Here is a 25,512-nt window from a genome sequence, read left to right as displayed (position 1 = left end):
AATATTTTATATTGCTCAAAATAAAAGCTAAGGTAAATAATAACCTTGTTTCTATATTAATTTTGAATAAAGTTGAAACAATTTTTCCTCTTCAACATGCCAATTGTACTTTTTAAGAACAGCTTCTCGCCCTCTAGCCCCCATAGCCTTGGCTACTTCAAGATTACTAGCAAGGTAATTCATTGCATCAGATATCTCTTTACTTGAATAAGGGTTAACACAAATGCCGCAATCCTCACTAACAACTATCTCTTCCCATAATGTGATATTTGAGGCTATTACTGGGATACCTGAAGCCATATATTCAAACATTTTGACTGGTAATGCATCTTTATAATTTTCAATCGGATGCAATGTCACTAAACCAGCAAAAGAACGTCCTAAAACACTTTGAATGTCTTCACGGTTTAGCCAACCAAGATCATCAACCTTTTTCCAGCCACTAAGCCCTACAACATCACTTCGTACCTGCTTTTCTAAAAAGTTACCAGCTAACAATAAATCACCACGAGCTCGACTTAAATCCATCGCATCCACAATTTCATAGATACCTCGAACTTTGGTAATTCCTCCTATATAACAACAAGACTCACGTTGAGTAAAATTAGCTGTTTCTATATTGATAAATTCTTCAACCTTAGGGAAATTATTAATATCAACTGTAGTAGAGTTTATCTTTAGAAACTTATCTCGAATAAAAGGAGTTGCAGCAATAACAGCATCAATACGTTTACATAGAAAACGCTCATAAATTTCTGCTATTTTTGATATTACTTTAGCTACTCTTGACGATAAATAAGGCTTACTAAGTATTTGAATGGGCAAATCTTCATGTGCATCAAAAATTACCTTTTTACCTTTTCTTTTTAAAAGTAAAGCTACTAAAAGCAATTCCGGATCATGCATATGGTATATATCAGCGTCCAACTTAAGTGCAGTTTTATAAACCTTAAGAACTGTTTGTGTCATTCGATTAAAACGACCACCTCTTTTCGCACCAACATCTATAATTGCAACTCCGTTTTTTAATTCAGAACCTTTCCCATCAGCTACAACTAATGAAACATCATACCCTGCAGAATATAGAGAGGTACACATTTTTACAAATATTCGCGTATCGAACCTTGGATGAGCGGATGTTAAATGAACAACTTTATTATTAAGCATTAACTTCTATTTCCTTTAGCCAGTTCAAATATAATAAAAATAAAGCCAACTCCAAATAAAAAAGGAGTCGCTCCCCAAAGAAAATTTACTAGCATTGTTGAATCTACCTTAGGATAAATAAAAATGAAGCGAGCTAAGAATATAGAGTAAATCAGGAGTAATAATGGGCTACCAGACTTCATTACATGTTTATATATAAACGTAAATGCCAAACCTACGAAAAACATAAAAAGTGGGCCTGCAATATTAAAATTCACGAAAGCCTCACCAATTGCACCTGGTGTTGGCGCTCCTGAACTTTCAGGAATATAAAGTTGTTTTATTGTTAATCCTATAGAGGAAGGCTCCATACCAAAAAATTGCCCTATAGTATTTCTAATCCAATCAAAGTAAGTTAATCCTACAGCAGCCTCATTTATACTGTATGTATGAAATATAATAACTAATTGTTGAAGGTCTGCAACATTCCCACCACCGATTATAACGTCAAAAATATTTTTATCGAAAGCATCGCCCTCAACACCAATAAACAAGCTATTACTTAGCATTCTTAAAAAGTAGACCAAAAATGCAAATGACATTAGGGATACAAAATATATAAAAACCTTTTTCCGTAAATTCTCATCTTTTAGCGCGAAGAAAAACATTTGAGAAAACAAAAATGTAATAGCTAAAGTTATCCGGCCTTGTGATAGATTTATAATCAACCCTACGACACTACAAAATAAGAAAAACTTTGTTACACGCTCACCTTTTATATGAATTGCTAAAAGCCATAAATAAATACCGGCATAATAAAAGTGGTATGGGAGTGTACTAACCTTTGCATCTTCAACTAAATGCCTGAATGCTTGAAAATACATTAGCATATTAAGCATCCCGCCAGCTGTCACATGTGCTATCCAATACCAGTAAACTAGCCCCACAATTAAAAAAGGAATAACTAAATAATGATAATACCTTGTATAAAAACACCAAAATCCATTCGCATCGAAACTATCTTTAAATTTCACTCTTTCTTTGAATATAGTGTAACCCAAGCCAAAACAAAGAAAACAAATGATCGCGTAAACTAAACTAACCCTCATCAAATCTACAACAGTCGATGGCTGTAAATTAAGAAAGCCCACAAATTTACCAAAATAATTAGTTGCTTCAGAATAATAAAAACCGCCAATAGCATAACCAAGATACATAATAGAAAACATGGATAAAGGTGAATAGAAATCATCATTATTTAGGTAAAGGTTAAAAGTAATAATGGAGACAATAAGAATAAAACTTAATGTTGGCAAAAATAGATTTAGTGCATAAAACTCCATATAAATGGTAAGTAGAGCTATCCCCATTACAGAAGCGAGAAAAAAAACATGCTTATTATTCATTCTTATCATTTCACGGTTTCCTATAAGTACTTATAAAGCCCAAGAAAAGTTTAACCTCTTTCCAAAATAATATAATAGTGAACAATGTAAGTCCTAAATATGAAAGCAGCCTAAACTCTAAAGATATTCCTGCATATATATTAAATGTTGAAGCTAACAAAATATGTAATGATATTATTAAATACATTCTAACACGTTCAAAACGAATCCAGATGTGACTGGAGTACTCAGTTTTTATGATAAAGAAAATAAAAAACGCTAAAGCAGACGAAATCGCCGCTCCCCCGGATTGGAGTATAGGTATAAGTAAATAATTCCCGAATACATTTACAACCAAAGCCATGAATGTAGCTAGTAATGCATATATTGTTTTTCGTTTAACCCCTATACCTACACCTGTAGCCTCAGATAAGGTATATAGCAATGGGTATGCAATTACCGCAATGATTAACACATCAACTTTTGCGTATTTATCAGGTAAAATAAATAAACTTAACCACGATAGCAATCCAGTTAAAGACCATACAAGACAAATTAAAAGAGCTAGAATTTGCACTAAATTTTTGACCTTTTCTTCTCCTTCACCTTTTGCAGCCCATTTATATACTTGCGGTGCCCAAACAGTTGAAAAAATAGCTTGTAATACTAACGCAGCTCCAGAAAAGCTATAAGCCATTGAATAAATACCAAGCTCTTCAAAAGTTGATAACAACCTTAAAAAGAACTTATCTGTTGCAGCCAAGCCCCAAAACGTTAGCCCACTTCCTATCAAAGGAATTGTATATACTAAAACTCTTTTTAACAAAGTAAGATCAAAGCTTGCTTTCGCCGCCTGTATTAAAGATTCTCGAGTATTAATAATAAGAATCACAAAGGCACTACTAACTCCAACCAGTTGAGCTAAAATTAAGTATTCAAACTTAGATGACACCTCAAAGTACAAATATACTAGCAAAACTAATAAGAACACTAGTTTAGGAAGGAGTTGGCTCAATGAATATGCTAAAGCTTTTTCATTCATTCTTAGTATTAGCGCAAAAAATCGAGATGAAAATGCTAGCATAACTCCCAGTGCTATATATAAGCTAATCCATCCTGATTTGATCCCGGTAATAAGAAATGACAAATCAACAGGAAGCAAAAAAATTGCTAAAACAATGAAAAGTAGTAGCGCTACAGCTGAAAGGAATAATGTTTTAAATAATGTATCTTTTTGTCTACCAGGAGAGTCATGATATTCTCGTACATAGCCCTGATCGAGCCCCATCCCAAATAAAATAATTGAAAAGCTAACTACGAGTTGATACATAGAGAGGCGGCCAATATCCTCAGTTGTAAAAAACCATGCTGAGATAGGTAATATAAATAAACCTAAAACCGCATTACCTAATGGCCCCAGAGAAAATAGTAAAATTTTACGAAGATTCATTTACTAGTACACATTTTTTGATATATGCCGTTAAAACTAGCTACGACGCTATCGATACTATATTTTGATTTTAACCTTGATAATGCCAAGCTATTATCTATTTCAGAAGTATCTGTGACTTTATCATAAATAATATTCAACCCTGCAGACGAATAGTCAGTTAGCAGCAATCCATCATTTTCTTTTAAGAAGTCTCTGTACGATGGAAGATCACTAAGCACCGGCAAACTACCAGCTAAAGCAGGCTCAATAACACCACCGCCTAAACTATCAGAGTGTGGAATAGAAAAATGCATGTAAGTATTCTTATATAATGCATATAACTCTTGAGGGCTTAATAGTCGATTAATAAAAGTTATATTATCTATGTCAACTAAACTAGCAAACTTCCTAACACTTTCATCATTTGCAAAGCCACGAAGTACCACAAGACGCTTTGCTAAGATACCTTTAGTAATTAAATAATTAATAATTTTAGCAGCGCCTTCCGGATTGTAAACGCTCCCGAGCCCGCGTGGGAATACAATATTTTTATCTGAGGTTAATTCAAATTCATCACTCAATTTTTGGTAAGTGCTATTTAATAAGTCTAATTCAAGCTCTGGAAGTGGAAAGCCCCAATAGAAAGTAGTTATTTTTTTATGCACTTCTTTATATTGATTTTCTGCCTCTTTTGCTACGTGATTACCCGATGTATGAATAAAGTCAGCACGCTTTAAAACAAACCAATTAATTACTCTAAAAAGCTTTCTTTTGATAAATGACCCTGTTTTGGTCGAGAGCATCACATCAGATCCCCACAACGCAACTAAAAGTGGTTTTTTCTGAAAAGCAGCCATCAAACCATAATGATTCAATACATGCGCATGCACAATATCGGGCTGGTGCTCTTTAACCAATTTGTTTATTTTCCAAAAACAAAGGTAAGAAAACATTGAGCGACATGGCCCTAAGTCAATTACTCCATCTTCATTTGCTGCATCATGAGATGCAACAATAAGTTCTATACCTGCATTTTTTAATGCCGCGATTAAACTTCTTACAATTGGAGAATGTATCGGCGCTACAATTAAAACTTTCATGATAGTTATAAATATGGGTGCATAGGTAAACTAAAAACAGACTTTGCCAACTTTTCAGCAATAGGGAAGTCCCCAGCTTGATAGCCCAACAAGCTAAATGCAGTCTGCTCGTGCATACATGTGCCATAATAAATCATGGTTGGTATACCTTGCTCTTTATAGGCGGCCATATCTGCATCACGGTTCGTCGACACCAATGTATACTGTGCCCATGAGCTTACATAACCAGTAGGCACTTGTGGGGTTTGATGTTTATCTGACAGTGTTTTTTCATAGTTATCAGCCGCTTTATTACGATTAACAAGCTCGGTCGGAAATTCAGCTAATTTTTCAAGTAATATGGCAGCTTGAATGGTATCTAAGCGGCTATTCATGCCGATGCGAATGTTGTCGTATTTATCTTTACCTTTGCCGTGCACTCGGTATGACTTTAATAGTTCAGCGTATTCGTCATTGTTAGTAAAAACAGCACCGCCATCGCCATAACAGCCAAGGGGTTTTGCTGGGAAAAAGCTGGTTGTGGCAATATCACCAAAGCTACCTGCGCGCTTGCCATCAATACTGCCGCCAAACCCTTGCGCGGCATCTTCAATCAATTTTAGGTTATATTTATCGGCAATCTTTTGGATCTCAGGGTAATTTGCAGGTAAACCAAATAGATCAACAGCAATAATCGCTTTAGGGATTAATTTACCTTCAGCTATTGTTGCTTGAATACGCTTTTCTAGATCGATTGGGCAAATATTAAACGTGGCTTCATCTGAATCAACAAATACAGGGGTTGCACCTTCGTAGGCTATGACCTCTGCTGTGGCAAAAAACGTAAAAGTTGGGCAAAAAACTGCATCGCCTTCTTTAATGCCAAGCACCATCATTGCCAGTGTTAGCGCATCAGTTCCGTTTGCACAGGTAATAGCGTGTTTAACACCCACGTATTTTGCGAGCTCATCCTCAAGCTCTTGCACTTCTGGCCCCATTATATAGTTGCCGTGGTCTAAAACTGTTTTAATTCGTGCGTCTATTTTTGTTTTTAAGTGTTGGTATTGCGCAGCTAAATCTATAAATTGTATGGTCATTTTAAATTCTTTACATTAGGTTATATATTTGGTTTGCAGAAGCTTATTAAATTACAGCCACCAAACCCTAAGGGTTTGATGGCTTAATCGGCTAAAGCCAGATCTACAATTAATAATTGGCGATGTTTGAAAAGTGTATGTTATTTAATAAACAACACATCTCCTTCTAAAACATATTCTTCACCAGTATGTTCACACGTGGTACTTTCATTACCAGTTAATGGCAAGTCAAGCTGCTCACCATATTTACTAATCCAACCAATTTGCTTAGCAGGTACACCGACCATCAATGCAAACGCAGGTACATTTTTATTAATAACAGCACCAGCACCTACTAAACAATACTCACCGATTGTAACACCACATACAATAGTGCAATTAGCACCCAGTGTTGCGCCTTTTTTTACTAATGTGTCGCGGTATTCTGTTTTTCGCTCAATAAATGAACGCGGATTATACACATTGGTAAATACCATACTTGGCCCACAAAATACATCGTCTTCAATATGAACGTTATCGTAAACCGATACATTATTTTGTATTTTAACATTATTACCGATAGTCACTTTATTACCGATAAATACATTTTGACCGAGCGAGCAGGCCTCGCCTATCTGAGCACCACCACACACGTGCACAAAATGCCAAACTCGTGTGTCAGAGCCTATTTTTGCGCCGGCATCAACAATGGCGCTTTCATGTACATGGTAATTCATGGTTATAATACCTTTGAAAGTAACGGATGCGCTTTACTACCCGCTTGAGCAAGTGGCATTTCACGGATTTTTTCGACGGTTTCAATCGCTACACGGTTTTCATCAATACCAAAACCGTTACCCGCTAAAATATTTTGATAACTTTGCGTATGTAAATCAGTGAAACCACCTGAGAACTCAAGCTCCTCGGTATTATTACCGTCGTTAATGGTAATACTGCGGTAGGTTAATTTTTCACCCTTAACTGCATTTTCAGGCAAGTTATTCGCATCAATTGACAAGAACCACTTAACGCGCGCACGCTCATACTCAAGGTAGCCGCTAGAGGTTTTTTCATCTCTAAAGTGGACTTCATTATGCTTAAGGTCACCAAAAATGAAATGCAACATATCGTAAAAATGTACACCGATATTAGTTGCTACACCGCCTGACTTATGATCAAAGCCTTTCCACGATTTCATGTACCATTTACCGCGAGATGTCATATACGTTAGGTCAACATCAAATATTTTATCTGCTGGTGCGGCTGCCACTTTTTCTTTTAAGGCAATGATTGATGGATGTAATCTTAATTGCAGTATTGAGTTTACGCTTGCGCCATATTTTTCTTCATATTCTTTTAGAATATCCATGTCTTCAGAGTGCAATACTAATGGCTTTTCACAAATTACATCAATACCATTTTTTAAAGCGTACTTCATATGTGGTGCATGCAGGTAGTTAGGGCTGCATATAGCAACATAGTCAAGTTTTTGACCTTTCATTGCGCAGTCTTCAACAAAGGCGGTAAAGTCTTCAAATTCGGTAAAAAACTCAGCGTCAGGGAAATGGCTATCCATAATGCCTACGGAATCATTTATATCCATTGCCACAAGTAGATTATGACCAGTTTCTTTAATTGCTTTTAAATGACGCGGTGCAATATAACCTGAGGCACCGATAAGGGCGAAATTCTTCATGTTACAATCCTTCATTATAGTCTAATGTCTGAGTCTTTAGGGCCAAATACATGTTTAACATCGTATAGCACATGCTTTTCTTTACCCAATTTGCGAATAGCTTCTACACCCATATTTTTGAATTCACTGTGATCTACCGCTAAAACGATACCATCATAATGATTTTCTTTTAATGAGCCAATTAGAGACAGACCGTATTCATGTTCAACTTCTGCTGGATTTGCCCAGCCATCGTATACATCAACACTCATATTAAAATCATTAAGCTCATTTACGATATCGATGATTTTTGTATTACGTACATCAGGACAATCGCCTTTAAAGGTAAAACCTAATACCAATACTTTTGCCTCATCAACATGGATTTTTTGGCTTGATAGTTTTTTAACTAATTGAGTTGCAACATATTCACCCATGCCATCATTAATGCGGCGACCAGCTAAGATAACTTCGGGACGATAACCAACCTCTTGCGCTTTGTGTGTTAAGTAATAAGGGTCAACACTAATACAATGTCCACCAACTAAACCCGGTTTAAACTTTAAGAAGTTCCACTTAGTCCCTGCGGCATTAAGCACTTCTTCAGTATCAATACCAAGACGATTAAATATCTTTGCAAATTCATTAATAATAGCGATATTCAAATCACGTTGAGTATTCTCAATCACTTTTGCCGCTTCTGCCACTTTCAGTGAACCAGCCAAGTGAGTGCCTGCTGTAATTATTGAACCATATAAGTTATTTACAAACTGACCGATTTCTGGAGTAGAGCCTGAGGTGATTTTCATTATTTTTGTTAAGGTATTAACTTTATCACCTGGGTTAATACGCTCAGGTGAGTAGCCGGCGAAAAAATCTTGGTTAAATATAAGCCCAGATACTTTTTCAATAATAGGTAAGCAAACTTCTTCTGTTGCTCCTGGGTATACTGTTGACTCATAAATAACAACATCGCCCTTTTTAACAAATTCACCTAGTAATTCAGAGGCTTTACGGAGGGGTGTTAAATCTGGTGCATTACTGTCATCAATCGGGGTTGGTACAGTTACTATATAAACATTACATTCAGCTAAATCTTGCTTGTTACAAGAGAAGGTTAGGTTTTTTACATCAGCGAGTTCGTTATCACTAACTTCTAATGTGGCGTCATGACCAGCATCTAATTCATCAACACGCTTTTGATTTATATCAAAACCTAATACCTGATATTTTTTACCGAATTCAACTGCTAATGGAAGGCCTACGTAACCTAAACCTATGATGCCAATCTTTAGGTCCGTTAATGAATCGTGCATTTTTAATACTCTCTTGATGTTAAATTTAAATTAGTTCTAGGTTCTAGGTTCTAGGTTCTAGGTTCTAGGTTCTAGGTTCTAGGTTCTAGGTTCTAGGTTAATCAGTTTTCAGGTAAAAGATGAAAGGTTAAAGTTTTTACGGCTATAACCCGACCTAAAAGTCATTTTACCACCGAGGGAACAGAAGCGCTTTGCTGCACCGAAAAACCATTCGTGGCTAAAGCCGACTCCTACGTACTATCTGTGGTGATTCTTTTACTTTTATCACAACTGCGCGGCATATAGCCCCGCCTTTAAAACAAGTTCTACCACCGAGGGAACAGAGGCGCTTTGCTGCACCGAAAAACCATTCGTGGCTAAAGCCGACTCCTACATGTTCTTTGTGGTGAACCTTTTACTTTTATCACAACTGCGCGGCATAAAGCCGCGCCTATAAAAAATTTTTACCACCGAGGCGTTCGCTACATCGAGAAAAGCTAGATAAAAGTTAATTTATTAGCTCTCTAATCTCTACCTCCGTGAACTCAGTGTCCTCTGTGGTGAATTTACTTAATTTTTTACCACCGAGAACACCGAGGCGCTTTGCTGCACCGAAAAACCATTCGTGGCTAAAGCCGACTCCTACGTGTTCTTTGTGGTAAACCTTTTACTTTAATTGCAACTGCGCTGCATAAAGCCCCGCCTACATTTGAAGCCAAAGGTTTTAGGTCCTAGTTACTTACCTAGCACCTATTTAACCTTTTTAGCGATATAAAATCGCCGCTACGTTTTACTTATCCGATTTATATTCGTAATTGTAGTAACCGTAATAGCCGTAAGCGTTACTGGCTTTTTTAACTACACCATTGAACACTACGCCTTTAACATCTGTGCCATTTTGTTCAAAACGATTACGGGTAAGTTCGATCTCTTTAATATGATTTTGGCCAAAACGTGTTACTAATAATGTAGTGCCAGTATGGGCGCTAACTATTGCCGGATCGGTTACCGCTAAAATAGGTGGTGTATCAACAATTATTATATCGTATGCGCTACTTACCTCGGCAACTAGCTTACTAAAATTACTGTGCATCAGTAACTCTGATGGGTTTGGTGGTATTTGCCCACGGGTAATAACACTCAACCCTTCTACAGTGGTTGGCTTGGTTACTTGCTCAAGGTTTAAACGCCCAGATAAGTAATCACTCAAGCCATCATCCCACTTTAAACCAAACTGGGTTTGTAAGTAGCCTTTACGCATATCGGCATCGATTATCAGTACTTTTTTACCGCTTTGTGCCAATACTGCTGCTAAGTTAACTGATACAAATGATTTACCCACACCCGGGCTTGGGCCGGAAATTGCAATTAGGTTATTTTTAGCTTCCATCATCGCAAAATGTAAACTAGTACGTAGGCTTCGCAGTGCCTCAATTGATAAATCCGCTGGGTTATCAAGCGCCAAGATGGATTTAGGTTTATTCGCTTTGTTTTTAAGTGATTTACTAAAACCAGTGAGTTTATCTTGATAATCTGAGTACGGTACGCTGGCATATACTGGCAGGCCAATTGCCTCAATCTCATTTGGGTCTTCAACGCCTTTGTGCATGGCTTTTTGCACCAGCACAATTGCAACAGCTAACATACCACCTAGCATAGTAGCCATCACGACTATCAAGGCTTTTTTAGGCTTAACCGGTTTTGAGGTGTTCACCTCTGCAAAGTCAATAATACGCACATTACCAACTGTGCCTGCGCGCACTATATCAAGCTCTTGGGTTTTGCTCAGTAGTAACGTATAAATTTGGTTACTTACTTCTACATCGCGCCTTAAACGCAGCAGCTCTTGTTGAGTCTCTGGTAGGTTACCTACTTCACCCACTAGTTCCTTTTTCTGCTCATTAACTGCGTTGATTTGCTCAATTAAGCCTTGGTAAGTTGGGTGATCTTTTTTAAACTTGCGGCTCATTTCTAAGCGTTTTAACTCAAGCTCTTGTAGTTTTGTTTCAAGTTTAACTACTTGCTCTAATACGCCTTGGGTTTCAAGGGTAATATTGATTGACTGACGTTTAATTTGGTAGTCGTTAAAACGTTGCTCAGCAAACTCTAACTGCTTTTTGATCTCTGGTAGCTGCACTTCTAAAAACTCAAGGGATTTTTGCGCTTCGGCTGAATTACGCTCTACATTACGGCGTACATAAATACCCGCGACTTTATCAAGTACTTTTTCAGCATAATCTGGTTGTTCGCTCTGCAGGCTTAAGTTAATAATACCGGAGTCTTTGCCCTTTTCGCTGGCATCAATGGCGGCCTGTAAGTCTAAAATAGTGTTTAAACGGTCTTTGCGTAGTATTGTAAACTCAGTACCAGCACGGGCATTTAAGCTACGTATCGTTAAGTTAAACTTACCATTAGTGAGCTCTTGCCCTACTTTACCCGCTAATATTTGCTCACCATCACCATTTAATAATGCCACAACATTATTTTTTTGTGCTACTAAAGTAAAAGCCGAACCAATCGCTGAAGGTGGTACATCGAACCTAAATACATCAATGCTCTCACCGCCCCACGCATACGAGCTAGCGCCAAAACTCGGTTCAGCTAATTCGCCGTCACTCATTGGGCTAAATTTACGAAACGCACGGCTACCTATAAACGGGAATAATTTAGGCTCTGCAACTACATCAAGGTGCAAGGTATCAACCGCTTCACCAATGACTGAGCGTGATTTTAGCAGTTCAATTTCAGTTACCGCAGCTGAAGTACTTTCAAACATGCCCGACATATCGTCAAAACCAGGCACTGAGCCACCGCTTTCTTCAACTTGGATCATCGCTGTAGCTTGGTATACTGGGGTCGAAAACACCGCGTAAACCACACCCACAGCCATAAACGCAGCTGTTAAGGCGATTATAAAAAATTTACGATCTATCAAAGCACCTAACAGCGCCATTAGGTCAATTTCTTGGCTTGCTTGCGTGTCTTGTCTATTTTGTTTGTTTGCTGCTAATGCAGTGGGCTGAGCATTCATGTACTAGCCTATCCTTATAAATACTTTTGCCAAGCGCTACAGGCGCTGTCGATTAATGCATAAACGTGTTCAAATGCTTCAAGACTCTGCCGATATGGATCTGGCACTTCTTTATCATCCAACCATTTACCGAGTAAAAAGGTTTTGCCGCGCGCTTCGGGGTAGCGACTACACAGGTCAGTTAAGTGGCGTTGTTCCATCACTAAAATAACACTGTTTTGCGCAACTAGGCTTGATGTTAACTGCCGACCTTGGTGCTCGTCCATATTTATACCATTCGTTGCAGCAATCTGCTTTGCTGTCGCGTCGGCAGCTTTACCTTCAAGCGCGGTTAAACCAGCAGACGATACTTTGATATTTTTACCAGCTAACTTACTTTTTAATACGTATTCAGCCGTTGGACTGCGGCAAATATTACCTGCGCACACTACTAAAATAGAATCAAACATCTTTTATTAACCCTTAATTAGTGTTGGCTACATCGTTAACAGCATCTACTGTTGATATTGATGGTAGTAATAGGCTAATTACACGGTTCCAACGAGCAAGCGGTGCCGATGTTACATATACGATATCGTGAGGTTGTAATTCAAATTGCTCGGCCAATACCAACGCTGCAACATTTTTTGCATGCAGCTGGTATACATCGGCAATCACACCATCGGTTTCAAGGTTACGTTTACGTAGCACAAACACACCATTCGCATCGGCGGTGTTTTCGTTTAGTCCACCGGAATTACTGAGTGCTTCAGCAAGGTTTAAACCATAACGGTTTACATCAACTGAACCCGCTTTTTTAACATCTCCTAAAACAAAAACACGCTGTAAATCATTACGGTTTACATGCACTATATCGCCATGTTGTAACAAACGGTTTTGCGAAATATCGCCATGCGCATAAAAATCATCAAGCTTAATTACTTCAGTTTTGTCGCCGCGAGTAAACGTTACTGTGCGCCAATCAGCATTCTCAGTCAGTCCGCCGGCTTGATTTAAGGCATCAATCAATGTGAGTGGTATTTCGGTTACTGGGTATACACCAGGCTTAGTTACTTCGCCAGTTACGTAAGCTTTTTGGCTGCGAAAACCAACCACTTTGATATCAACTTGCGGATCTTCAATCACCCGACTTAAGCGCTTAACTAACTCATTATGTACTTGTTGTACTGTTTTACCTGCAGCCTGAATATTCGGCGCATAAGCGTAAGTAATGGTACCGTCTGCTTGCACGCGAAAACCATCAAACTCAGCGGTACGTTGTACTGCAGCTGGTATGGTTAATTCTGGGTGATCCCATACACCAATGGTAAGTACATCACCTACACCAAGTATGTATTCGTAATTATTAACATTTAAACCATCAAGGCTTGAAGGTGGCTTAGTTTTTTTGCGCGATTGTTTTTGCTGATAAATTAAAGATGAGTCAATAATTTGAATATTTACTTTTTCAAGGTCTTGTTCAAGGTTTTTTGTTTGTTCACCCGATTCGATTCCTTCGAAATGGCTACCGGGGATGATTGTACAACCTGTCATTGTTAGCAACGTGAGTGATGCTACAAGTGTTTTACAGCTTAGCGCCATTGTTTATTCCCAAATAATATTAAATTCTAAAACTTTCAGCTTATTTTAAATATATTGCTGTTATTTTTTGCTGGCTAATTAAAGCATGGCTATCCTTGCTTCGCAAGGTTGCTTGCACGTTTACTGTGCAAGCAGTTAACTTTTTTGTTAATTTAGTGTTCTAGGTTAATCAGTTTTAAAGCTAAAGATGAAAGGTCAAACCTTTCGCGGCTAAAGCCGGCTCCTACGAAAACCATTTTTATCACCGAGCACTGAGTAAACATTCGCGGTGGCAAGCCACTCGCCTACAAAACCATTTTTGCACAAAGAGAAGACAATGAGGGTAAATGAGAAAACATACCTATTTATGTCTTACTCTTAAGCGCAGCGTCTCTTAACCTCTTTGTGAATAAATCACTTAAAATCTTTTGCTCGAGATAAACCCACGCCTACAAAACAATTTTTACCACCGAGGGCACCGAGTCGCTTTGCTGCACTGAGAAACCATTCGCGGCTAAAGCCCGCTCCTACGAAAACCACTTTTTGCACAAAGAGAAAACAATGAGGGTAAATGAGAAAACATACCTATTTATATCTTACTCTTAAGCGCAGCGTCTCTTAACCTCTTTGTGAATAAATCACTTAAAATCTTTTGCTTGTCTAGTCCTTCGGACACGCTTCCGCCCCTAGGTTACAGTTCCTACGTTCTGGTCAGTTTAATTCAAATTGTAAAATACAAGACCTTTCGCGGTGGCAAGCCACTCGCCTATAAAACTGTTTTACCACCGAGAGCGCAGAGATGCTTCGCAACACCGAGAAAACATTTATGAAACCCTTAGGTTAACTTATTATCCCTTCCTCTGTGATCTCGGTATTCTCTGTGGTGAATATTTATTCTTTTCGGGCTAAAGCCGGCTCCTACGAAAACCATTTTTATCACCAAGCACTGAGTAAATCTTTCGCGGTGGCAAGCCACTCGCCTACAAAACCATTTTTACCACCGAGAGCGCAGAGATGCTTCGCTGCACCGAGAAAACATTTATGCAACCCTTAGGTTAACTTATTATTCCTTCCTCTGTAATTTCGGTGTTCTCTGTGGTGAATCTTTATTCTTTTCGGGCTAAAGCCGGCTCTTACGAAAACCAATTTTATCACCGAGCACTGAGTAAATCTTTCGCGGTAGCAAGCTACTCGCCTACAAAACCATTTTTACCACCGAGCTTCGCAACACCGAGAAAACATTTATGAAGCCCTTAGGTTAACTTCTTATTCCTTCCTCTGTGATTTCGGTGTTCTCTGTGGTGAATATTTATTCTTTTAGGGCCAAAGCCGGCTCATACGAAAACCATTTTTATCACCGAGCACTGAGTAAATCTTTCGCGGTGGCAAGCCACTCGCCTACAAAACTGTTTTTACCACCGAGAGCGCAGAGATACTTCGTAACACCGAGAAAACATTTATGCAACCCTTAGGTTAACTTATTATTCCTTCCTCTGTGATCTCGGTATTCTCTGTGGTGAATCTTTATTCTTTTAGGGCCAAAGCCGGCTCATATGAAAACCATTTTTATCACCGAGCACTGAGTAAATCTTTCGCGACGGCAAGCCACTCGCCTGCACGTAATTAAACACCAGAATACAATTTAACACCGTAGGCGTTAAGCTTGCTGACGCGTGTTCATTAGGTCATTGTCACTTCACTAATGCCTTTAACCTTTAACTTTTACCCTACTTTTCTTACGTCGCTGTTATCTACGCTCATTTCTATTTGTTTATTGAGTAGGTTAATTAACAGTATGCTGCGCATCTCGCCATCTGGCTCTTTAAATATTGCTTGTACGTCTTTAAATGAGCCATTATTTAGGCACACTAAATCACCGGGTTGCGGTAAATTATTACTATCTTGCGCTAGCTCGAAATTTTTTAATTCTTTAATAAGTTGTGCAGGTACTAATTGATACGATGCACCATACGACACAAAACCACTAATACCGCGGGTGTTTTTTACCGCAGCAAAGTTGCCGGTGTAGGGATTTAAGCGAACAAATAAATAATTAGGAAACACAGCAGATTGCTTAAAAGTACGACGACCCTTAATTAGCTGTTGTTTTTGTAGCTGAGGAAAAAAAGCTTCAATCCCTTGGTTTTGTAAATTAACTTGGGCACGAGCTTCTTGCCTTGATTTACAAAATAATAAGTACCAACTATCCATATCAATCCCTAAAATAGTGACTTTGCGTCTAAGAGCTGCATATTCTCATTTCAGACGCGGGGGATTATACGTGCTACTTTAGGGTGGTGTCTATAAAAAAACCGATTAAAACTTTTCAAGTTAAAATAGGGTAGAAGATCAAACTCTACTTTTAATTGCATTGATGAAATAACACATAAAGTAATACCAAATATTTATTGGTGAAATGAATTTTTGCTTCTTTAGTATTTTAAAATGCCATATCGCAGCTTTAAATTTATTTGCAGACAGGCTATTAGTATGCACTCTATAATTTGCTAAGGGGCTAGATACTCCTACAGAATCAGTTTGTGTCAAAATTCTAAGCCACATATCATAATCCTCATGTCCAATAGGCTCCTGCATCACAACACCTAACTTGCTAACGCTATATATTCCAGTCAAATTGCCAATTTGATTTCCTTTTAGCATATCTTTATAAGTAACTAACTTTTTAGCTTTTTTAAAGCCTAAAAATGCCCCCACGCTATCAACTCGGTTATAAGCAGTATGAGATGCATACACACCGTTTTCGACCATTGCTTCCAATTGTAAAACTAGCTTCGAAGGTTCCCAAGTATCATCACTATCTAAAAAAGCAACATACTCACCAGAAATGTATTTCAAACTGTTATTTCGAGCCGACCAGGCACCTGATACACCATGATTAAGATAATATTTTATTCTGTCATCTTTAGCGGCATAATTTAAAATAATATCTTTTGTACCATCTGTTGAATTATCATCAGTAACTAACAATTCCCACTGTGTGTGAGTTTGTTTTAAAATTGATTCTATACTTTGAATAATTGTGTGTTGTGCGTTGTAAGCGGGCATAACTATAGATATTAACGACATATCAAAAACCTAAAAATTAGTTGCTTTATCATACTTTGGGGATTTAATCTTAGAGTTCAAGTTCGCTTATCAAGTGACGAATACCATCACGTAGACTAGTTTTCTTATGTTCAGTTACAACAGAGGTTAAGCGTGAAACATCTAAAATATTTGATTCAATCAATGGACTTGGGGGCTTTATATAATTAATTACATAATCACACCGCCCGCTTAATTCGCCGTCTATTACCTTGATGATATCCAATGTTGATAGACCTCCTCCAGATCCAATATTATATATTGAAAAAGGTAAGTCATTAGCTTCTAATAATTGGATGAACAAATTTACAAAGTCATCTATGTAAATGTAATCCCTCACTTCATTACCAGTTCCCCAAACCTCAATACTATTAGAGTTTTTAATTCGTCCCAAAAGTACAGCAATTAACCCTTGCGTTCCTTTAATATTTTGGTGCTTCCCGTATGGATTAGCAGGCCTAACAATTAAAAATTGTTTTCCTAAACGCATACTTTCTAATTTGATAAATTCTTCTAACTCAACTTTACTTTTACCGTAAGGGCATATAGGACCCAGCTCATCAATCTCATGGTGAGGATTCTTACTATCTTTGTAAACTCGCCCACCGGATGAAAAAAATATAACTCGCTCAACAATTATAAATAATGATGTTAAGGCAGCTTTATTATTAGCAATTTCTTGCTTATAGTTATCCAGACTCCCATTTACAGGTACTGTATTGACTAAATATATTGCATCATGTATTTCTTCTGGCGATAAAAAAGCTAATTTTTCAGATATCTCATGCAACTCCCCTTTGATAAAGGTTAAATTTTCTGAAATTATACTTGGCTCAGTACGCCCATAAACAAAAATCCTATATGAATCAGAAAGAAACTTTTCAATTAAATTTAAGCCAATAAAGCTCGCCCCCCCAACTAAAATAACTTTTTTCATATCATTTCATCTCTATTACTGAATTGTATAATTTTTCAGTTATTTTTGTTACTTGCTTCCAACTATGATTATCAATAACATATTCATGGGCTTTAAGTATTTTGACTGTTAAATCTTCACGAGTATAACTACTAATTTCTAAAAGGTGCTTTGCGATTGATTCTGGTGTTCCTTCTGCCAACCAGCCAATGTCGTTTTTATTTAATATTTCCGACATATTAGCACCCGGCGTAACTAAGCATGCAATACCAAAATATAACGCCTCAAGAATTGCCATGGGAAAACCTTCATATCTAGACGTTAAAACAAATACATCTGATTCTTTAAAAGCGTTAATTTTCTGCTCACCAAAAACACCACCTTTAAATTTTATGTAAGGTGAATCTAAACTTTTAATACAAGATCTAACAATTGCCTCTTCTTTCTCACTTCCGATTCCATAAATATCTAAATGTATACGGTCAATCAAACCTTTTTCTTTTATCAACATTAGAGCATCAAGCAAAATATCAGTGCCTTTATGATTAAAGTCAATTCTAGAAAGGTAAATGAATCGAATAGGCTCTTCTTTACTGACCGTCTTTTCAGTCGGATTTTCATAATTAAAATCTAAAGCATTTGGCTCAATATACTCGCTGTCATTCCAGGACAAAGAATTTTTTTTCTCATCTTCATTAGTAAATATCGTTCCAGCGGCTGAAGATATAAACTTTTTATAAAATACTCTATTTGCAATCATCTTCTTTAGCTTTGACTTTTTCTGAGCCGCTTTCATCAAACTTGAATGAGGTTTTACAATATATTTAATGTTTAGAGACTTTAATAGCTTATATAATGAATAATACTTTAGATAATAAATACCATGAAAAACTACCAAATCGAAGCTTTCTAAAAATAGTGAGGGTGTTTTAATGTCAAAGAAATTAAACACCTCAATTTCTTGTGAATCGAATGAGTTATCAAAAATCAAAAGTGATGGTTTTATTAATTCACTGTGTAGGCTGTGCATTTTGATCATCTCAGGGATCAATCGACCAATACCGTTCGATGGCTCTATTTCATTCCCAACAACATGTAAAACTTTCATTACTCTTCCTTTACCTTAGCCTTTTTCTTTAAAATAAAAAAGCCGGGCATTTTAACGACAATTAAAAACACTGACAAAATAATAAAACATAACCAAGACTTGAAATACAAGAAAAATGAAAAGTCATTATTGATTGGTAATGTAAGTAGCGTGACAATATAAACGGCATGGGCATAACCGTGCAGGTATCTGCTGAATACCCCCTTCAAAATATATAAACCAACGATATTCATAGTGACAATTAAAGGAGCTATTATAAGCGATATATCGCCAAAAATAGTCCATGCATGTGATTGCATATAAGTATTCGAGTTAACCCATGCACTACCAGCTGTAGGAAAAAATATTGTAATAATTTCAGCAGCAGGATCTATTGCCGCAAACCCAAACGAGCCAGCTAATGGCATACCATAAGTTATACGCTCAAAGTCTGGGGTCAGTACATCATACATCATGTATGCGCCTTCGGCTTGGCCAATAAACATTCTTCCAGCAACTGCGTTTAAAACCTCTCCAATGGGCGTTTCATGTAAAACCATGAAGCCACCTGCCAAAAACATTAATCCTATTAGTGGTGTAATTAATACATAAAAGTAGTTAATATTTTTTGCTTTTTTTAGATACAAAACAAATAACATAAAAAATACCATTACTAATTTAGACTTTTGTAGGTCATACAAGCAATAAAAAGTCATCAGGTAAAAATTAATATAAAATATCTTTGATGTGGAGGGTAGTATCTGTTTACATATGTAGGAATAAATTAGTGATACATAAGGGAAATACATAAAAATATACCCTATAAAAAGCCCACCCATTCCTGTTTCTTGTTTAAGTATTTTTGCCTTCAGCAGAGCAGCACCTATAGCATCTCCCTTTAGAGCCAGTAGGATCGGTAGCTGCCCTATAGAAGCAACCTTAATAAACACTACAACAATTGAAATTAGCAATAACCCTACACCCATTCCTTTTGAGACAGGCACCGTTTTTAGATTAATATCTAAATCAATGTATTTAGAACAAAAAGATAGCATGAGCAATAAAGTGGCAATTGAACATGTTGTATAGCGAAATGTTAATTCTAAAAGCTCTTGCGACATTCCAGTTTGAATATTCAAGACTAGAGGGAAGGCAAAAAATGAAACTAAAATTGTACCGGGTATAATTTGAACAAATAGTGTTAAAAAAAGATATGACCCTAAAATAGAGGGTCTAAAAGAGAAAATCCTCAGTTGATAATTTGCTACAAGCGTAGCAAAAATCAAAAATATAAAAATTAGTAGATTTTCTATCACAAAAATTGACCTCAAACACTTAATTATAAAAACTTTCTAATCATTTTATAAAGTCTATATGGCCTAAATAGGCATGTTATGTAATGATAAATTAAATATGTGTTACTTCTTTTAGTGCCAACAAATTTGAGCCACAATGTTTTTTCTTTGAAAATAATATAGTCGTCCCAAATTTTGAATACATCTTTATAACTCAGCTCAGGCCAAATACAATCCTTTTGAAAGCAATAGAGTGAATTCAAGTATTTAGCATTGCCAATAAACTCGCTATGTTGACTCAATGAGTCTCCGACTCGATAGTAGACAGTCTCTTTCTCAAAATAATCAAGACCAATACCCTGCTTTAAAATTTTATACCATAATGGATAATCTTCGAGCATAGCGTATCTCTCGTCAGCGAAGCCAACACTCTCTAGCGTTTTTTTACTCATAAACGATGTTGGTGCTAAAATATTGCAACCCTTCAAGAGCATATTAAACTGCTCAGCTTGCGTCATAGCAAAAAGTTTTTGATCATTTTTTACCACTTTTTGATTTTTTAAATCACCCGAAAATAAGATGGCGTCAGAGAATAAAACTTGCGCTTCAGGATGTTCTTTTATGTAGTTAAGATTATCGCAAATGCAGGTATCTACTAATATATCGTCGGCAGCAATCGTTTTAACCCATCGTCCAGTCGCATTTCGCCAAACAATATTGCAGTTTGCTGAAACTCCTTTATTTACTTTATTTTTATATAAGGCAGCTCTGTAGAAGTGATGCTGATTCGATTGCAACCAATCACTGGCAACTACGGTAGTATTATCACTAGAGCCATCATCGCTTATTAATAACTCTATATTTTTTGCTTGATAGGTTTGCGTTAACGCACTATTAAGTGTTTCGAGAATTGTGCTTGAAGAGTTATAGGCAACAATAGCAATTGTAATTACTTCTGACATATAAAGTCACTCATAATATTAGATTTAAAAAGGCAAGTTGAAAGGTTTATTTAAACATTAGAGCTGACTTTTTATTACGCAGGTAATTTAGAGTAATAAAAGCAACAACTATAAAGTATACTGAATAATTTAAAGCATAAGCGTAAGTAACACCATTTAGGCCGTATTGACTCACAAGGTATTTTGCTAAAAGTACAAAACCAATCGAAAACACTATTTCCGTTGTTATGAATAACTTTGTCATTGCCTTTGCCAACATTACGTAACTAAGAAGCCACGAAGCCAATTTAATTACATCACCTATAAGCTGCCATTTAAAAAGCTCAGCCATGGGTATAAACTCCTTCGAGAAGAGAACTTGTATAATAAGTTCTCTAAGAAAATATATTAACATAGCCATTAAAATCACTATTGGAAGTATTATTTTATAACCATTTATCAATTCTTTTTTAATTTCTTTTTTAGATGTTAATTCAGCAAGCTTAGGTAGGTAATAGATCCCTAATGTTGTAGTAACCACCATTAAATACATACTTGAAATATACCAGATAGCTTGCCAATAACCCGCCTCTTGCCAACTTAAATTATTACCTAAGTAGTCGCGAACGATAAGGTGAGAGATAGGAGCTACTGCAGCACTTGTTAAAGTCATTGCTGAAAATTTAAATAATTTTTTAGCTTCTATTTTATCAAAGCGCTTTCGAAATGCTGACAATTTAATCAGTGCATGGTGACGAATCGCCCAAACAAGTACCAATAATATTATTGATTGATTGGTTACCATAGCAATGAATACGCCTTCTAATCCTAGCCAATAGATCATCACTAAGGTAAAAATTAAACTAAAGACGCTTTGCACTATATTTATACTAATGAAAACTTTTATCTCTTTGAGACCATTTATTATTGATAAAAGCAGTTGGTTTAATACAAAGAAAATAATACTAAAACCAAAAAGTATAAATATGTAGGTGTAATCACGATTTTTTAAGAAGTAATCGGCCAATTGTCCTGAAAAAACGCATACGATTATTCCGGCACTAACAGCAGTGAAAAAACTAATAACTGTTGCGGTACTAAATAGCGCACTTGTTGTTTTATTTTCAACTGAATACTCAGCTGTATGCTTTACAACCCCTTGGTTAATACCACCTTGACCAGCAGTCATAGCAATCTGAATAAAATTTTGAAGTTGGCCCATCAATGCAAGCCCTGAAGGGCCAACTAAAACAGCTACAGCTTTATTTATCACTAGAGCAGCGAGCATTTTCACTGCGGTAGCAATAAAACTCAAAACAGATGTTTTAAGTAATGTCATATAAAGAAACAGCGTTGATTACTTGATCTAAATCTTCACTTTCCATAACAGGAGACAACGGAAGACTTATAACTTCTTTATGGATTAGCTCGGTAATTGGAAACGATTGATTACTCCAATCCGGATAAGCACTTTGCTTATGTGGTGGCTTAGGGTAATGAATTAAAGTTTGCACACCCAGATCGTTCATATAGGCTTGAAAAGTAACTCTATCAGTAGCCCTAATAACAAATAAATGCCACACATGTGTTTCTTCAGTTGTTATATCTGTATCATCTGCAAATGGAAGTATAAACTGAGAACCCTTCAAAGCACTCATATACCTTGCAGCTACCGCACGTCTATGGGCTATTTCGTTATCTAAATAACGTAGCTTAACCCTAAGCATAGCAGCTTGTATTTCATCTAAGCGGCTATTGACACCTTGATAAACATTTTCATACTTTTCTTTACTTCCATAGTTGCCAAGCGCACGAATTGTATCGGCTAATTCTTGATCACTGGTAGTTACAGCTCCAGCATCACCAAGGGCTCCCAAATTCTTCCCTGGATAAAAGCTAAAACCACTGGCATCACCCCAACTACCCGCTTTCTTACCACCTAGGCTAGCGCCATGGGCTTGAGCGGAATCTTCCAGAACAAGTAAGTTACTGCGCTTTGCTATACCCATAATAGCTGGCATATTTGCCAATTGCCCATATAAATGAACTACCAGTATTACTTTCGTTTTAGAAGTAATTGCTGCTTCGGTTTTTACAGGACATAGATTGTAACTATGCTGCTCAGGTTCAACTAATACAGGTTTTAATTTATTTTCTGTTATAGCTAAGATACTGGCTATATAAGTATTTGCAGGAACGATAACTTCGTCACCGTCCTTTAACTTTCCTAACTCTTTCCATGCCCTCAAAGTCAACGTAAGTGCGTCTAAGCCGTTAGCAACACCAATGCAATACTTTGTGCCACAATATTGAGCAAACTCACTTTCAAATTCAGCGACTTCTTTACCTTGAACATACCAACCTGACTCTATAACTCTGCTACAAGCAGAAATTAAGTCAGCTTTGTATTGATTGTTAATTTTTTTTAAATCTAGAAAAGGGATCATTATCAACTCTATTTATTTTTTCAACAATTAACTGTAATCAAATACTAAATTCAGCAATCCACTTTTCCACTTCGGCCTGAGGATATCCGCGAGTAAAATGACTTCGCCAAGGGTAAGCATTTCGGTTGGAACCATCTTTAAGTTTTATCTTAGTAATTTCACATATAGGTTTAGCCGGATTACCAGCTACAACCCACCCTGAATTTACTGTTTTCCCGACAATACTACCTGCACCTATCAATGTATCAGATTCAACTTTTACCCCCGGTAAAATAACTGACATGGTCGCAATTACAGCAAAGTCACTAATTTCACAACCAAGTAGAACTTCACTTGGTGGGTGGGGATCATTTGTAAGTACGACATATGGAAAAATCCATACATAATTACCTATTTTTGACTTATTCCCAATATGAACATTACTATGGCACTTTACGTAATCGCCGATAGTGCAATGCCCTTGGATATCACCCAACGTACCAATTTGAAATCCAACACCTGCCGTTGTCTTCTCTCTAATAGTTACACGATGGCCTGTGACTAAATTATCGCCAAAGGTAGAAGCAGCATAAAAAATACTATGGCTACGGATATAGCTATTTTTTCCAAGAACTAATGGCAACCCTTCAGAAAATGCATTCTCGACTCCTAACTCACAGAACGATTCAATAACTGAGTTATCGCCTATAGATACATTTTCGTGAACAATAGTAAATGCTCCAATTGTTACATCTTTTCCAATTGAAGCTGTTTCACTAATAATAGCTGTTGGATGAATCAAATTCGCCATCTTGAGTTCCTTTTAATAAGAGTAAAAACCAATACCCGTTTTTCTACCTAATTTTTTTGCGCTAACCATTTTACGAAGCAAATATGAAGGTCGATACTTTGAGTCTGAAGTTGCTGTATATAGAGCCTCCATAATTGATAAGCAAACATCATTACCGATAAGATCAGCTAAAGCTAATGGCCCTAATGGGTGATGAGCACCTAATTTCATTGCCGAATCAATCTCTTCAGCACTTGCAACTTGACTACTTAAAATTTCAACAGCTTCATTAATCATAGGAATAAGCAACCTATTCACAATAAATCCAGGGCTATCTTCAACACGCACAGGTTTTTTCTGTAATAAAGTACAAAAATCCCAACACTTGTCCACTACTGAGGTTGAGGTAAGCATTGATGGTATTATTTCAACCAACTCCATACTCGCTACAGGATTAAAAAAGTGAATACCTATGAAGTTTTCTGGGTATTTATAGCCTGCAGCCATATCTGTTACAGATAAACTGGATGTATTTGTTGCCCAAATAGTATTCTCTGTTATGAAACCAGTATAATCTTGAATAATTTGCTTTTTTTGATTTATATTTTCACTAATAGCTTCAAAAACAAAATCATAACTAGCTTCGTTCGCCAACTCTTTTACGATATCAATTTTATCTAATACATCGCTCTGCGATTCTTTTAATTGCATTCGCTTTAAAGAGCGTTTAACTAATTTTTCAAGTTCAGGTTTTAGGCATATGACTTTTTCTTCACTTCTAACTAAAATGGTAACGTTAAAACCTTTTAGGGCGAATTGACTCGCAACTCCAGCCCCCATAGTACCGGCGCCTATCACCAAAATATTACTAAACATTATTTACGCCTTTTAAAAACTCATCATAATTTCGAATGTAATCAGATTCATCGTAATGTTCACTTGCTAATACAAGTAACACACAATCATCGCTAAAATCGTGCATTTCCCGCCATATCATATCTTCAATCAAAATACCTTTAGTGGCTGAATCCAACCACTCTTCTTTTCTTTGTATGCCATCATCAAGTGTCATGCGGCATTTACCTGTTACACAAACGGCTACTTGCTTTAGCTTTTTATGGGCATGAAAACCTCTAGCAACACCAGGCTTAGTTCCAAAAATGTAATACACTCGCTTGATATCAAATGGTATTGACTTATTACTTTCAAGAGAAACAAGCGATCCTCGTTCATCACCTAATGGCGGTAAGTTAATTAGTTTAATTAAGCTCAT

General features: G+C 36.8%; 22 protein-coding genes. All 22 read right to left on the bottom strand.

All coding sequences use genetic code 11. From position 1 onward, the window contains the following. Positions 1 to 51: 51 nt before the first annotated feature. Positions 52 to 1,167 (bottom strand): glycosyltransferase family 4 protein, encoded by a 1,116-nt coding sequence (locus PSR9079_RS04330; protein ID WP_149980569.1) that lies wholly within the window; start codon positions 1,165 to 1,167, stop codon positions 52 to 54. After that, entirely contained in the window at positions 1,167 to 2,561 is a 1,395-nt protein-coding gene (locus PSR9079_RS04325; protein WP_149980568.1) for an O-antigen polymerase, read from the bottom strand. The genes PSR9079_RS04330 and PSR9079_RS04325 overlap by 1 nt, the downstream gene beginning before the upstream one ends. 1 nt (position 2,562) lies before the next feature. Continuing rightward, the gene (locus PSR9079_RS04320; RefSeq protein ID WP_149980567.1) at positions 2,563 to 3,981 is read right to left on the bottom strand and encodes a lipopolysaccharide biosynthesis protein; all 1,419 of its coding nucleotides are present in this window, start codon (positions 3,979 to 3,981) and stop codon (positions 2,563 to 2,565) included. Continuing rightward, positions 3,978 to 5,063 carry a glycosyltransferase gene (locus tag PSR9079_RS04315; RefSeq protein ID WP_149980566.1) on the bottom strand — a complete coding sequence of 362 codons (1,086 nt, stop codon included), beginning with the start codon at positions 5,061 to 5,063 and terminating at the stop codon, positions 3,978 to 3,980. Before PSR9079_RS04315 ends, PSR9079_RS04320 begins: the two co-directional genes overlap by 4 nt. A 5-nt stretch (positions 5,064 to 5,068) precedes the next feature. After that, positions 5,069 to 6,133 carry a DegT/DnrJ/EryC1/StrS family aminotransferase gene (locus PSR9079_RS04310; protein ID WP_149980681.1) on the bottom strand — a complete coding sequence of 355 codons (1,065 nt, stop codon included), beginning with the start codon at positions 6,131 to 6,133 and terminating at the stop codon, positions 5,069 to 5,071. Between the two features lie 146 nt (positions 6,134 to 6,279). Further along, complete coding sequence (locus tag PSR9079_RS04305) at positions 6,280 to 6,855, bottom strand: acyltransferase (protein WP_149980565.1); 576 nt, start codon at positions 6,853 to 6,855, stop codon at positions 6,280 to 6,282. 2 nt (positions 6,856 to 6,857) lie between these two features. Further along, positions 6,858 to 7,814 carry a Gfo/Idh/MocA family oxidoreductase gene (locus PSR9079_RS04300; RefSeq protein ID WP_149980564.1) on the bottom strand — a complete coding sequence of 319 codons (957 nt, stop codon included), beginning with the start codon at positions 7,812 to 7,814 and terminating at the stop codon, positions 6,858 to 6,860. A gap of 14 nt (positions 7,815 to 7,828) precedes the next feature. Beyond that, complete coding sequence (gene tviB, locus PSR9079_RS04295; protein WP_149980563.1) at positions 7,829 to 9,109, bottom strand: Vi polysaccharide biosynthesis UDP-N-acetylglucosamine C-6 dehydrogenase TviB; 1,281 nt, start codon at positions 9,107 to 9,109, stop codon at positions 7,829 to 7,831. 769 nt (positions 9,110 to 9,878) lie between these two features. Then, positions 9,879 to 12,119 (bottom strand): polysaccharide biosynthesis tyrosine autokinase, encoded by a 2,241-nt coding sequence (locus PSR9079_RS04290; RefSeq protein WP_149980562.1) that lies wholly within the window; start codon positions 12,117 to 12,119, stop codon positions 9,879 to 9,881. Positions 12,120 to 12,133: 14 nt separating this feature from the next. Further along, positions 12,134 to 12,568, bottom strand: a complete 435-nt coding sequence (locus tag PSR9079_RS04285; protein ID WP_149980561.1) for a low molecular weight protein-tyrosine-phosphatase — start codon at positions 12,566 to 12,568, stop codon at positions 12,134 to 12,136. Positions 12,569 to 12,581: 13 nt separating this feature from the next. After that, a complete protein-coding gene (locus PSR9079_RS04280) occupies positions 12,582 to 13,700 on the bottom strand; it encodes a polysaccharide export protein (RefSeq protein WP_149980560.1) in 1,119 nt (372 codons plus the stop codon). 1,701 nt (positions 13,701 to 15,401) lie between these two features. Further along, the gene (rfaH, locus tag PSR9079_RS04275; RefSeq protein ID WP_149980559.1) at positions 15,402 to 15,890 is read right to left on the bottom strand and encodes a transcription/translation regulatory transformer protein RfaH; all 489 of its coding nucleotides are present in this window, start codon (positions 15,888 to 15,890) and stop codon (positions 15,402 to 15,404) included. 138 nt (positions 15,891 to 16,028) lie between these two features. Next, positions 16,029 to 16,766 carry a glycosyltransferase family 2 protein gene (locus tag PSR9079_RS04270; RefSeq protein ID WP_149980558.1) on the bottom strand — a complete coding sequence of 246 codons (738 nt, stop codon included), beginning with the start codon at positions 16,764 to 16,766 and terminating at the stop codon, positions 16,029 to 16,031. A gap of 49 nt (positions 16,767 to 16,815) precedes the next feature. After that, positions 16,816 to 17,721: an NAD-dependent epimerase/dehydratase family protein gene (locus tag PSR9079_RS04265; RefSeq protein WP_149980557.1), complete on the bottom strand. Its 906-nt coding sequence runs from the start codon at positions 17,719 to 17,721 to the stop codon at positions 16,816 to 16,818. Position 17,722: 1 nt separating this feature from the next. Beyond that, on the bottom strand, positions 17,723 to 18,808 hold the full coding sequence (locus tag PSR9079_RS04260; RefSeq protein WP_149980556.1) for a glycosyltransferase family 4 protein: 1,086 nt from the start codon (positions 18,806 to 18,808) through the stop codon (positions 17,723 to 17,725). Then, complete coding sequence (locus PSR9079_RS04255; protein WP_149980555.1) at positions 18,808 to 20,103, bottom strand: hypothetical protein; 1,296 nt, start codon at positions 20,101 to 20,103, stop codon at positions 18,808 to 18,810. Before PSR9079_RS04255 ends, PSR9079_RS04260 begins: the two co-directional genes overlap by 1 nt. 23 nt (positions 20,104 to 20,126) lie before the next feature. Then, positions 20,127 to 21,044, bottom strand: coding sequence for a glycosyltransferase (locus tag PSR9079_RS04250; protein WP_149980554.1), 918 nt, complete (start codon positions 21,042 to 21,044; stop codon positions 20,127 to 20,129). 46 nt (positions 21,045 to 21,090) lie between these two features. Continuing rightward, the gene (locus tag PSR9079_RS04245; protein ID WP_149980553.1) at positions 21,091 to 22,362 is read right to left on the bottom strand and encodes an O-antigen translocase; all 1,272 of its coding nucleotides are present in this window, start codon (positions 22,360 to 22,362) and stop codon (positions 21,091 to 21,093) included. Continuing rightward, positions 22,349 to 23,470: a DegT/DnrJ/EryC1/StrS family aminotransferase gene (locus PSR9079_RS04240; RefSeq protein ID WP_149980552.1), complete on the bottom strand. Its 1,122-nt coding sequence runs from the start codon at positions 23,468 to 23,470 to the stop codon at positions 22,349 to 22,351. Before PSR9079_RS04240 ends, PSR9079_RS04245 begins: the two co-directional genes overlap by 14 nt. 37 nt (positions 23,471 to 23,507) lie before the next feature. Then, entirely contained in the window at positions 23,508 to 24,260 is a 753-nt protein-coding gene (locus PSR9079_RS04235; protein WP_149980551.1) for an acyltransferase, read from the bottom strand. A gap of 12 nt (positions 24,261 to 24,272) precedes the next feature. Beyond that, positions 24,273 to 25,115, bottom strand: coding sequence for a 3-hydroxyacyl-CoA dehydrogenase family protein (locus PSR9079_RS04230; protein WP_149980550.1), 843 nt, complete (start codon positions 25,113 to 25,115; stop codon positions 24,273 to 24,275). Further along, entirely contained in the window at positions 25,108 to 25,512 is a 405-nt protein-coding gene (locus PSR9079_RS04225) for a sugar 3,4-ketoisomerase (RefSeq protein WP_149980549.1), read from the bottom strand. Before PSR9079_RS04225 ends, PSR9079_RS04230 begins: the two co-directional genes overlap by 8 nt.

Source organism: Pseudoalteromonas rhizosphaerae (genome assembly GCF_902498845.1).
In the GTDB taxonomy this organism is placed as follows: domain Bacteria; phylum Pseudomonadota; class Gammaproteobacteria; order Enterobacterales; family Alteromonadaceae; genus Pseudoalteromonas; species Pseudoalteromonas rhizosphaerae.
This window is presented reverse-complemented; position numbering and strand designations above follow the sequence as displayed.

What these genes read in the sequence shown, in the direction of transcription:
- PSR9079_RS04330 (WP_149980569.1), bottom strand. Translation starts at nt 1,167, where the DNA reads ATGCTTAATAATAAAGTTGTTCATTTAACATCCGCTCATCCAAGGTTC.
- PSR9079_RS04325 (WP_149980568.1), bottom strand. Translation starts at nt 2,561, where the DNA reads ATGATAAGAATGAATAATAAGCATGTTTTTTTTCTCGCTTCTGTAATG.
- PSR9079_RS04320 (WP_149980567.1), bottom strand. Translation starts at nt 3,981, where the DNA reads ATGAATCTTCGTAAAATTTTACTATTTTCTCTGGGGCCATTAGGTAAT.
- PSR9079_RS04315 (WP_149980566.1), bottom strand. Translation starts at nt 5,063, where the DNA reads ATGAAAGTTTTAATTGTAGCGCCGATACATTCTCCAATTGTAAGAAGT.
- PSR9079_RS04305 (WP_149980565.1), bottom strand. Translation starts at nt 6,855, where the DNA reads ATGAATTACCATGTACATGAAAGCGCCATTGTTGATGCCGGCGCAAAA.
- PSR9079_RS04300 (WP_149980564.1), bottom strand. Translation starts at nt 7,814, where the DNA reads ATGAAGAATTTCGCCCTTATCGGTGCCTCAGGTTATATTGCACCGCGT.
- tviB (WP_149980563.1), bottom strand. Translation starts at nt 9,109, where the DNA reads ATGCACGATTCATTAACGGACCTAAAGATTGGCATCATAGGTTTAGGT.
- PSR9079_RS04290 (WP_149980562.1), bottom strand. Translation starts at nt 12,119, where the DNA reads ATGAATGCTCAGCCCACTGCATTAGCAGCAAACAAACAAAATAGACAA.
- PSR9079_RS04285 (WP_149980561.1), bottom strand. Translation starts at nt 12,568, where the DNA reads ATGTTTGATTCTATTTTAGTAGTGTGCGCAGGTAATATTTGCCGCAGT.
- PSR9079_RS04280 (WP_149980560.1), bottom strand. Translation starts at nt 13,700, where the DNA reads ATGGCGCTAAGCTGTAAAACACTTGTAGCATCACTCACGTTGCTAACA.
- rfaH (WP_149980559.1), bottom strand. Translation starts at nt 15,890, where the DNA reads ATGGATAGTTGGTACTTATTATTTTGTAAATCAAGGCAAGAAGCTCGT.
- PSR9079_RS04270 (WP_149980558.1), bottom strand. Translation starts at nt 16,766, where the DNA reads ATGTCGTTAATATCTATAGTTATGCCCGCTTACAACGCACAACACACA.
- PSR9079_RS04265 (WP_149980557.1), bottom strand. Translation starts at nt 17,721, where the DNA reads ATGAAAAAAGTTATTTTAGTTGGGGGGGCGAGCTTTATTGGCTTAAAT.
- PSR9079_RS04260 (WP_149980556.1), bottom strand. Translation starts at nt 18,808, where the DNA reads ATGAAAGTTTTACATGTTGTTGGGAATGAAATAGAGCCATCGAACGGT.
- PSR9079_RS04250 (WP_149980554.1), bottom strand. Translation starts at nt 21,044, where the DNA reads ATGTCAGAAGTAATTACAATTGCTATTGTTGCCTATAACTCTTCAAGC.
- PSR9079_RS04245 (WP_149980553.1), bottom strand. Translation starts at nt 22,362, where the DNA reads ATGACATTACTTAAAACATCTGTTTTGAGTTTTATTGCTACCGCAGTG.
- PSR9079_RS04240 (WP_149980552.1), bottom strand. Translation starts at nt 23,470, where the DNA reads ATGATCCCTTTTCTAGATTTAAAAAAAATTAACAATCAATACAAAGCT.
- PSR9079_RS04235 (WP_149980551.1), bottom strand. Translation starts at nt 24,260, where the DNA reads ATGGCGAATTTGATTCATCCAACAGCTATTATTAGTGAAACAGCTTCA.
- PSR9079_RS04230 (WP_149980550.1), bottom strand. Translation starts at nt 25,115, where the DNA reads ATGTTTAGTAATATTTTGGTGATAGGCGCCGGTACTATGGGGGCTGGA.
- PSR9079_RS04225 (WP_149980549.1), bottom strand. Translation starts at nt 25,512, where the DNA reads ATGAGCTTAATTAAACTAATTAACTTACCGCCATTAGGTGATGAACGA.